9 protein-coding genes are annotated in these 9,474 nt (G+C 70.9%); 6 read left to right on the top strand and 3 right to left on the bottom strand.

The features are described 5' to 3' along the window. Together AUV07_RS03245 and AUV07_RS03240 are read right to left on the bottom strand one after the other, a co-directional pair. A partial coding sequence (locus tag AUV07_RS03245) for a cation:proton antiporter (RefSeq protein ID WP_062633849.1) occupies positions 1–1,643 on the bottom strand: 1,643 nt, incomplete at its 3' end. A gap of 45 nt (positions 1,644–1,688) precedes the next feature. Continuing rightward, on the bottom strand, positions 1,689–1,997 hold the full coding sequence (locus AUV07_RS03240) for a MerR family transcriptional regulator (protein ID WP_062633848.1): 309 nt from the start codon (positions 1,995–1,997) through the stop codon (positions 1,689–1,691). Between the two features lie 129 nt (positions 1,998–2,126). Between AUV07_RS03240 and AUV07_RS03235 the strand changes: the two genes are divergently transcribed. The 5 genes from AUV07_RS03235 (at position 2,127) to AUV07_RS03215 (ending at position 5,733) form a co-directional block, all read left to right on the top strand. After that, positions 2,127–2,549: an Hsp20/alpha crystallin family protein gene (locus AUV07_RS03235; RefSeq protein WP_025105470.1), complete on the top strand. Its 423-nt coding sequence runs from the start codon at positions 2,127–2,129 to the stop codon at positions 2,547–2,549. A 68-nt stretch (positions 2,550–2,617) separates the two neighbouring features. Beyond that, positions 2,618–2,845, top strand: coding sequence for a DUF2795 domain-containing protein (locus AUV07_RS03230; protein WP_025105469.1), 228 nt, complete (start codon positions 2,618–2,620; stop codon positions 2,843–2,845). 36 nt (positions 2,846–2,881) lie between these two features. Next, positions 2,882–3,919, top strand: a complete 1,038-nt coding sequence (locus tag AUV07_RS03225; RefSeq protein ID WP_062633846.1) for an LLM class flavin-dependent oxidoreductase — start codon at positions 2,882–2,884, stop codon at positions 3,917–3,919. A gap of 571 nt (positions 3,920–4,490) precedes the next feature. Then, positions 4,491–5,426 carry an endonuclease domain-containing protein gene (locus AUV07_RS03220; protein ID WP_062633840.1) on the top strand — a complete coding sequence of 312 codons (936 nt, stop codon included), beginning with the start codon at positions 4,491–4,493 and terminating at the stop codon, positions 5,424–5,426. Positions 5,427–5,526: 100 nt separating this feature from the next. Continuing rightward, positions 5,527–5,733, top strand: a complete 207-nt coding sequence (locus tag AUV07_RS03215) for a hypothetical protein (RefSeq protein WP_025105466.1) — start codon at positions 5,527–5,529, stop codon at positions 5,731–5,733. Between the two features lie 179 nt (positions 5,734–5,912). Here AUV07_RS03215 and pheA read toward each other — a convergent pair whose 3' ends face one another. Then, positions 5,913–6,896, bottom strand: coding sequence for a prephenate dehydratase (gene pheA / locus AUV07_RS03210; RefSeq protein ID WP_062633839.1), 984 nt, complete (start codon positions 6,894–6,896; stop codon positions 5,913–5,915). A gap of 45 nt (positions 6,897–6,941) precedes the next feature. Between pheA and pgm the strand changes: the two genes are divergently transcribed. Beyond that, positions 6,942–8,585: a phosphoglucomutase (alpha-D-glucose-1,6-bisphosphate-dependent) gene (gene pgm, locus AUV07_RS03205; RefSeq protein ID WP_062633837.1), complete on the top strand. Its 1,644-nt coding sequence runs from the start codon at positions 6,942–6,944 to the stop codon at positions 8,583–8,585. Positions 8,586–9,474: the final 889 nt, after the last annotated feature.

Below are 9,474 nucleotides of genomic sequence, written 5' to 3'. Positions count from 1 at the left end.
TCCTCGTCGAGCTCGCCGGCGTCCCGCTCCGCGACGAGGATCTCCCGCCGCACCTGCAGCCATCCCTTGGTCAGCGCGACGAGGTCGTCATAGGAGGGGCGGGCGACGGTGTCCTCGACCTGCTGTGCGTCGTCGGTGTCCTTCTCCACCCGGGTCATGCGCTTGGTGAAGGCATCGAACATGCCGAGGTCGACCTCGCCGTGCTTCTGCTCCCACTCCCGGCGCTTCTCGGCGAGGTACGCCTTGCCGGCCTCGCGGCTCTTGGCCTTGACCATCTCCAGCGCCGCGACGTCTTCCGCGTGCTCCTCGTCCCCCGCGATCTCGAGCCGCCGGATGAGCAGCGGCAGCGTGAGCCCCTGCAGCAGGAGCGTGCCGACGGTGACGATGAAGGCGACGACGACGATGGCGTGCGCGGCCTCGGTGTCGAGCCCGGCCAGATCGGCGGCGGCCACCGCGATCGCCAGGGTCACCACGCCCCGCATGCCGGCCCACGAGATGACCGCGTTGTCCTTCCACGTGAGCCGCAGGCCCGCCATGCGCTCCCGGACGATCTGCGTCCGCAGCTCATCCGTGCTCCGATCGCGCCATCGCCGGGACCGCCGTCGCCGTTCGTCGAACTCCCCGGACGCGATGCCGCGATCCATGCGGGCGAGCCGGCGGCGGTCCTGGAAGTTCGACCACGCGCTGATCGGGTAGATGTAGAGCGGCCGCACGACGAGCACCACGAGCAGCACGGCGCCGGAGAGCAGGAGGATGTGCCCCACCGACTCGCTGCCGAGATCGCTGAGCACCCGCGGGAACTGGAGGCCGATGTAGGCGAACACGAAGCTCTCCAGCAGCAGGTCGGCCGAGAGCCACAGCGGCGCCTCCTGCTGCCGGGTCGTGTAGTCGGTGCGCGGGGCGTTGAAGCCGACGAACAGTCCCATGGCCACGACCGCGAGGACGCCGGAGCCGAGCAGGTGCTCCGCGATGTTGTACGCGCCGAACGGGGCGAGCAGACCGAAGGTGCCGATCACCACCGGGTCGCCGATGCGCATGCGGAGCTGATGCAGGACGATCCCGAAGACGAGCCCGATGCCCACCCCCACGCCGACCGCGAGGAGGAACTGCCCGATGCCTTCCCCGATCGACACGGTCGCCCCGGCGAGGATGGCGGCGAACACCCGGTAGAGCGTGAGCGAGGTCGCGTCGTTGATGAGGCTCTCCCCGGACAGTACCGTCATGATGCGGCGAGGTAGACCGAGACGACGGCCGATCGCCGCCGCCGACACCGCGTCCGGCGGGGCGACGATGGCGCCGAGCAGCAACGCGCCGGGCAGCGTGAGCGACGGCAGGATCCACCAGGCCACGAGCCCCACGGCGAACGCGGTGAGCAGCACCAGCCAGATCCCGAGACGGCGGATCTGCGGCAGGCTGCGCTTGAACCCGACGAAGGATACGTCGAGGGCGGCGGAATACAGCAACGGAGGCAGCACGAGCCCGAGCAGCAGGTGCCCGTCGATCTCCAGCTCCGGCACGAACGGCAGGAACGAGGCGGCGAGCGCGACGACGGTCACGAGCAGCGGGGCCGGCCACCCCCGCGATCGCGCGACGGCCGCCACGGCGACAGCTCCGACGAGGACGTAGAAGATCCCGGCTTCCATGCGGAAAGCGTAGCGGCGTCGTCGGCGCCCCCTGTCCGCCGGGCGTCAGTCGCGGGCGGAGCGCTCGCATTCCGGCGCCTCCGCGTCGAGAGCCTCCCGGAGGCCCGCGTTCTCATCCTGCAGGTCGAGGACCCGCGCGATCCCGGCGATGTTGATGCCGTCGCCACGGAGCTCGGCCGCGCGACGCAGGCGGGTGATGTCATCGTCGCTGTACCGGCGCGTGCCGCCGTCGCTCCGGGCAGGCGCGAGGAGGCCCTTGCTCTCGAAGAGCCGGATCGTCGCCTCGGGCAGGTCGACGAGCTGCGCGGCCACGGCGATGCCGTAGAGCGGGGTGCGCGAGTCGCGTGCGGTCATGAATGTCCTCGTCTCCGGATCGGGGTTGCGAAGATTCCTGCGTGTGTTCTATAACAAATCTATACCTCAGGTGCAGATAATCTGCACACCACCTCAGCCCTTGCAGGGCCGCACGAAAGGAGACACCTCATGGCACTGACCTTCGATCCCTTCAGCCAGCTCGACCGCTTCGCCGCGAGCGTCCTAGACTCCGTGCGCGCGCCCCGGTCGATGCCGGTGGACCTGTACCGCGACGGGGACCGCTACATCCTCCACGCCGACCTCCCCGGCGCCGACCCCGGCTCCATCGACGTCGACCTCGACGGCGGGCAGCTCACGATCCGCGCACAGCGCACGGCCGACACCCGCGAGGGCGTGCGCTGGCTCGCCCGCGAGCGCGGCGCCGGATCGTTCCTGCGCCAGTTCTCGCTCGGCGACGGAGTGGACCTCGACAACATCAGCGCCTCGTACGAGAGCGGTGTCCTGTCGGTCGTGATCCCCGTCAGCGAACGGGCGAAGCCGCGCAAGATCGTCGTCGAATCCGGCGAACAGCGCCAGGCGATCGACGCCTGATCACCCGGGGGCGGTGCTGCGGCACCGCCCCCACCCCTCTCCTCCTCTTCTCACGGAAAGGACGAACCATGGCACTCTCCCCGACCCTCGACCGCTTCCTCGCCGAGATGGAGTACCCCGCGACCCGCGACGACCTCCTGCGCGAAGCCGCGCGGGAGGGACTGCCGAACCACGACCGTGCGGCGCTGCACGACCTGCCGGAACAGAGCTTCAGCGCCGCCTGGCTCATCCGCTATCGCCTCGCCAGGAACGCGCTCGCCGACGCGCTCACCCCCGCCTCGCGCCTCGCCGCGTAGGGAATGCCGGAGCGGCCGCCGAGGTTGCATCCGGAGATGAACGACGTCGCCCTCTCCGTCCTCGACCTCGTGCCGGTCCGCTCCGGCCAGACCAGTGCCGAGGCCATCACCGCCTCCCTCTCCCTCGCCGCGACCGCCGACCGGCTCGGCTATCGCCGGTACTGGTTCGCCGAGCACCACAACATGCCCGCGGTCGCGTCGACCACGCCGCCGGTCCTCATCGCGGCCGCCGCCACGCGCACCTCGCGCATCCGCCTCGGCTCCGGCGGCGTGATGCTGCCGAACCATGCGCCCCTGATCGTCGCCGAGCAGTTCGCCGCCCTCGAGGCCATCGCCCCCGGCCGCATCGACCTGGGCCTCGGCCGCGCGCCCGGCAGCGACCCCGTGATCACCCAGCTCCTCCGCGGGTCAGGGACCACCAGCGACGTGGAGCAGTTCCCCCGCCACGTGCAGGACATCGCGGCGCTCTTCACCGCCGACGGTGCCACGGTGCGCTTCACCTCCGGCGGGGAGTACACCGTGCGGGCGACCCCCGCCGCGACCGGGGTGCCCGAGGTGTGGCTGCTGGGGTCGAGCGACTACTCCGCGCAGCTCGCCGCCTCGCTCGGCCTGCCGTACGTGTTCGCGAACCACTTCTCCGGACAGGGCCTGGAACGCGCCCTCGACCTCTACCGCACGAACTACCGTCCGAGCGAGGAGCACCCGGAGCCGCGGACCTTCCTCACCGTGAACGCCGTCGCCGCCCCGACCGCAGAGGAGGCCGAGGCCCGTGCCCTGCCGCAGCTGCGGATGATGGCGCGACTTGGACTCAACCAGCCGCTCGTCGCGCTCGAGACCGTCGAGCAGGCCCTCGCCGCGGAGCACGACGCCGCGACCGATCAGGTGGTCGAGGCCGCGCGGTCGCGGTGGTTCGTCGGCACCGGGGAGTCGGTCGCCGCCGAGGTGCGCTCCTTCGCGTCGGCCTACGGGGTGGACGAGGTCATGCTCTCCCCTGTCGCCGGGGCCTATGACGCGGAGCCGAAGGACTCGGCCGCCGGGCGCGCTCAGACGCTGGAGCTCGTCGCGGGGGCGTGAGTCGCACGCGGGGGCGTCCGTCGCGGGCGCGTTCCGTCGCGGGCGTTCCGTCGCGGGCACGTTCCGTCGCGGGCGTTCCGTCGCGGGATCGATAACGCTCCCCCACGCGGCCCGGGCGGCACGTTTCTGATCCCGCGTCCGGTTGCTCCCGCGTCCGGTTGCATCCGCGCTGCGGGATCGATAGTGCTCCCTTGCGCGCTTCTCGCGGCGCCTTTCTGATCCCGCGTCCGGTCGGTCACTTGGTGCGGGATCGATAACGCTCCCTTGCGCGCTTCCCGCGGCACCTTTCTGATCCCGCGCGCCTGCCGTCGTCGTCACACCACTCCGTGCGAGCGGGAAACGGGGTCCGGCAGGTCCCGCAACGCGCTCTTTCGCTCCGTCCGGGAGCCTCTCGCTGTCTCGGCACGCGGGACGGGAAACGTGCCTTCGACCATCGTTGAAGGGACACTTCTGATCCGGCGCGAGGAAGAGACCTCCGCCACAATCGCGGGTCGACTCGAATTGTCCACAGGAGCTGGGCGGAGGATGACCGGCCGTCCGGACGGCGACCCTGCACGGACAGCATGGACCCATGCGACACCGGATCCCTCTCCCCCCAGACCTCGGCCCTCATTTCGCCGTCCGTGACGCCGCCGCCATCGGGGTCGGGCGGAAGAGATACTCCAGCCGAGACCTCGCACGGCCGTTCGCCGGAGTGCGGTCGGCAAACGAACCCGCCACGTTCGACGATCGCGTCGCCGCGTACCTTCCGCGCCTCCGTGATGGCCAGGCATTCGCCGGACGCACGGCCCTCCGGCTGTGGGGGCTTCCCGCGCCCGTCCGATGGTCGCCCGATGAGCCCCTCGACGTCGCCGTGCACACCGGGACCTCACCGCCAAGGACGGTCGGTGTCCGAGGGCGCCGCATCGCCCCGGGGCGCGCAGACACATGGCACATCCACGGGGTTCCGACGGTCGATCCGGTCAGCGCGCTGTTCCTCTGCGCGCGGGAGTTCGTGTTCACGCCGATCGTCGTGGCGCTCGATGCGCTGGTCACATCGTCCGACGTCTATCCGGGGCTGCGGATGGGCCGGCCGGTCGCGACCATCGAGAGCATCGATCGACAGCTGACGCGATGGGGGCGGTTCCCCGGGTGCGGTCGCATACGCGATGGGCTGGCTTTCGCACGACCGGGCGTCGAGTCGCCGAAGGAGACCGAGACCCGGCTGCTCCTCACGAGCTTCGCCCTCCCGGAGCCCGCGATCCAGCACACCGTCTCCGTGGACGGACGCTTCCTCGCCCGGGTCGACCTCGCCTACCCCGAATACCGCATCGCCATCGAGTACGAAGGCGATGGCCATCGGACGGACCGTGATCAATGGCGGATCGACATCCGGCGTCAGCGCGACCTCGAAGATCACGGATGGCTCGTGATCCGCGTCACCGAGCTCGATCTGCGCGACGGTGGCGCCGCCCTCGCCGCCCGTGTGCGTCGCGCACTCACGGTTCGCCACGGCATCCGGGGATGAGGCGTACTAACGGATGGGCGTTCGGTCCCGTCCCCGATGAGGGGGCTGGCCCCGGATGTCGCGGAGGCGTAGCCTCGGCGGCAGAGAGAGGGGTTCGACGATGAGCACCAAGACACTCGCACTCTGGGTCGCGTACGGGACGAACGGTGTGGTGGGGAGCATCCGCCACGACGAGAACGGCTACGTGGTGACCATGGCGGGAGCGGACGCGGCGGCCGGGACCTATCCCAGCCTCGCCTCCGCGAAGGGCGCGCTACACGCCCGTATGCTGCCTGGCAGCGCCTGGCCGCGGTTCCAGGAGCACTGACCCGCTCCTCGTCGTGCGGGATCGAAACAGCACCTCCCGAGCCGGTACGAGGTGCGATTCTGATCCCGCGACCAGCGGGTGGGGATCGGGGCGGCGGGCGGGATGGAAAGCGGGCGGGAACCGCGGTGAGGAGGTGCGTTATCGATCCCGCCAGCCCGGGGCGGGCGCGTGCGGGCGGGTCAGGACTCGGGTTCGCCGGAGAGGATGCCGCGGAGCCAGTCGCGGGCCTCGATGAAGATCTCGTCGGAATACCGGTCGGGATACTGCACGATCTGCCGGTCGGCTCGCGGGTACGACCCGAGGAACACCACACGGGGGCTGAAGCGGCGGATCCCGAGCAGCGCGTCGGCCATCCGCTCGTGCTCGATGTGACCGTCCGCGTCGATCACGAACCGGTACCGGCCGAGCTCGTCGCCGATGGGACGGGACTCGATGAGCGAGAGGTTGATGCCGCGCGTCGAGAACTGCTCCAGCATCTCGAGGAGCGAACCAGGGTGGTCGTGCGGGAGCTCGACGATCAGCGAGGTCTTGTCGGCACCGGTCGGCGCGGGCGACCGCGTGGTGCGGGTGACGAGGACGAACCGGGTCACGGCCGCCGCGTTGTCGCCGATGCCCTCGGCGAGCACATCCACGTCATAGTGCTGCACGATGCCGGGAGCGGCGATCGCAGCCTGCGCGGGCGAGGTGCCGTCGAGGACGCCGATGGCCGAGGCCACGTTGCTCGCCGCCGGCACATGCGAGTGGGTCGGGAGGTGTTCGCCGAGCCAGCCGTGACACTGCGCGTAGGCGACGGGGTGCGCGGCGATGACCTCGACCTGGTCGAGAGTGGTGCCGCGCGGCGCGACGAGGACGAAGTTCACCCGCACGAGGTACTCGCCGATGATCCGGAGTCCCGGCAGAGTCGCCAACGCGTCCTGCGTGGTCGACACCCCGCCCTCGATCGAGTTCTCGATCGCGATCATGGCCGCGTCGCTGCGCCCTTCGAGGACGTCCGCGAGCGCCTCGCCCACGTTGTGCACCGGTCGCCAGTCCTGCCCCCTGGCCTCGGCCACCTGGTCGAGCGCCGCCTCCGTGAAGGTTCCGGCTGGTCCGAGGTAGCTGTAGGTGCGGCGTGAAGTCACGGCGTTCAGCCTATCCCTCGGTGACTCATCACCATCCCGCATGTCAAGGCGGATGCGATCATCCGTCACACGGGGCAGACTGAGAGCATGAGCAGTCGTGCCGGCCTCCCCGCGGAGGAAAGTGACCTGATCGATGTCGACGAGCTGATCGCCGCCTACTACGACCGCGTGCCGAATCCGGATGTCGCGAGCGAGCGGGTCGTGTTCGGCACCAGCGGGCACCGCGGCTCGTCGCTGACCAAGAGCTTCAACGAGAACCACATCCTCGCCACGACGCAGGCCATCGTCGACTACCGCGCCGCGCAGGGCATCACCGGTCCGCTCTTCCTGGGGCGCGACACCCACGCACTGTCCCTCCCGGCGGAGCGCAGCGCCATCGAGGTCCTGCTCGCGAACGGCGTGGACGTGCGCGTCGACGCCCGGGACTCCTGGGTGCCGACCCCCGCGCTGAGCCACGCGATCCTCACGTACAACCGCGACCGCGCCGCCGACGACCCGGGCCGCGCGGACGGCATCGTCGTGACCCCCTCGCACAACCCGCCTCGCGACGGCGGCTTCAAGTACAACCCGCCCCATGGCGGTCCCGCCGACACCGATGCGACCGGCTGGATCGCCGACCGCGCCAACCAGCTCATCGCCGGCGGCCTGACCGAGGTGCGCCGCGAGCGCTTCGCCGACGTGGACTGGGACGCGATCACCGGATACGACTTCCGCGACGCCTACGTGCGCGACCTCCCGTCGATCATCGACATCGAGGCGATCCGCCGCGCCGGCGTGCGCATCGGCGCGGACCCGCTGGGCGGCGCGTCGGTGGAGTACTGGTCGCTGATCGCCGAGATGCACGACCTCGATCTCACGGTCGTCAACCCCGAGGTCGACCCCACCTGGCGCTTCATGACCCTGGACTGGGACGAGAAGATCCGGATGGATCCGTCATCCCCGTCGGCCATGGCGGCGCTCGTGGCGAAGAAGGGCGACTACGACATCCTCACCGGGAACGACGCCGACGCGGACCGGCACGGCATCGTCACCCCCGACGCCGGGCTCATGAACCCGAACCACTTCCTCGCCGTCGCCATCGACTACCTCTTCTCGCACCGGGAGCACTGGCCGCGTGAGGCCGCGGTCGGCAAGACGCTCGTGTCGTCGATGATCATCGATCGCGTGGCCGAGTCGCTCGGGCGGCGTCTGCTGGAGGTTCCCGTCGGCTTCAAGTGGTTCGTGCCCGGACTGCTCGACGGCTCGGTGGCGTTCGGCGGCGAGGAGTCGGCGGGGGCCTCCTTCCTGCGCCACGACGGCTCCGTGTGGTCGACCGACAAGGACGGCATTCTCCTCTGCCTGCTCGCGGCCGAGATCCTCGCGGTGACCGGCAAGACCCCGTCGCAGCGCTACGCGGAACTGGAGGACGCTTTCGGCGCCTCCGCGTATCAGCGCGTCGACGCCCCGGCGACCCCCGAGCAGAAGGCGACGCTCGGCAAGCTGGCCCCGGAGTCGGTGACCGCGACCACCCTCGCCGGAGAGGACATCATCGCGAAGCTCTCCCACGCCCCCGGCAACGGTGCGGCGATCGGCGGCCTCAAGGTGCAGACTCCGCACGCGTGGTTCGCCGCGCGCCCGTCCGGAACCGAAGACGTCTACAAGCTCTACGCCGAGAGCCTGCGCGGTCCCGAGCACCTCGCGGAGGTGCAGGCCGAGGCCCGCGCCGTGGTGTCCGCCGCCCTCGGCGACTGACTCTCGCCCTCCCGCGTCCCGCACGTGCTGCGGGATCGAAACCACTCCCCTCGGCCGCCGCCGGGGGGAGTTTTCGATCCCGCGCCGTGGGCACCGGCGAGGGACCCTGGTGATCCGGCCCGCCCCGGGACCGGGCGGACGGGCCCGCGGCGGGATCGAAAACGGGCCCGGCAGGCACCGGAGAGGGACGTTGTTGATCCCGTCACCCCCGGGCCGGGCGGGAGCCGAGGCGCAAAGCCCGTGGCGGGATCGGAAACGTGCCTGGCACGGACTGGAGAGGGACTTTCTTGATCCCGCTAGCCGGGGAGCGACGGGAGCCGACGCGCAAAGCCCGGGCGGGATCGAAAGCGGGCGCGGCACGCACCGGGGAGGGACGCTATCGATCCAGCCGCACCCGGGAGACGGTTCCGCTCCCGGGACTTGCTGACAATGGGACGGTCGTACGGTGCACCACTCGGTGCGGGATCAAGAACGATCCTCGTCAGCGTTTCGCAGGAGCATTCTTCATCCCACGCCGGACCGTCGGTTCCGTGCACGCTCGGGCGATGAGGCCCCTCCTGTTGTCGCGGGTCGGACCGTCGGCGCCGATCCGTCCGCCACTCCGCTTGCGGGATCGAAAACGGGCTCGTCGGGGGTCCCGGACGGGCCTTTTCGATCCCGCTCCGCCGACCGCCGCTGCTGCGGGATCGAAAACGGGCCCGGGGGATGCTGGGGAGGAGCGGTTTTGATCCCGCGGACGCGCGAGGGCGCGGGCGGGGGGCGAGGCCCGGGGCGGGGGCGAGGACGAGACCGGACGGGGGCGGGGCGGGGGCGGGCCGGGGATGGGACGAGTCAGTCGGCGTCGGTGGAGGAGCCGAGGAGCTCGCGGACGCGGCTGGAGACGCGGTGG

Origin of the sequence: Microbacterium sp. CH1, assembly GCF_001595495.1 — a bacterium.
Lineage (GTDB): Bacteria > Actinomycetota > Actinomycetes > Actinomycetales > Microbacteriaceae > Microbacterium.
This window is presented reverse-complemented; position numbering and strand designations above follow the sequence as displayed.

Bases quoted from the DNA above. Each gene is read 5' to 3' on its own strand.
- AUV07_RS03240 (WP_062633848.1), bottom strand. From the start codon at position 1,997: ATGACCGCACGCGACTCGCGCACCCCGCTCTACGGCATCGCCGTGGCC.
- AUV07_RS03235 (WP_025105470.1), top strand. From the start codon at position 2,127: ATGGCACTGACCTTCGATCCCTTCAGCCAGCTCGACCGCTTCGCCGCG.
- AUV07_RS03230 (WP_025105469.1), top strand. From the start codon at position 2,618: ATGGCACTCTCCCCGACCCTCGACCGCTTCCTCGCCGAGATGGAGTAC.
- AUV07_RS03225 (WP_062633846.1), top strand. From the start codon at position 2,882: ATGAACGACGTCGCCCTCTCCGTCCTCGACCTCGTGCCGGTCCGCTCC.
- AUV07_RS03220 (WP_062633840.1), top strand. From the start codon at position 4,491: ATGCGACACCGGATCCCTCTCCCCCCAGACCTCGGCCCTCATTTCGCC.
- AUV07_RS03215 (WP_025105466.1), top strand. From the start codon at position 5,527: ATGAGCACCAAGACACTCGCACTCTGGGTCGCGTACGGGACGAACGGT.
- pheA (WP_062633839.1), bottom strand. From the start codon at position 6,896: ATGCGGGATGGTGATGAGTCACCGAGGGATAGGCTGAACGCCGTGACT.
- pgm (WP_062633837.1), top strand. From the start codon at position 6,942: ATGAGCAGTCGTGCCGGCCTCCCCGCGGAGGAAAGTGACCTGATCGAT.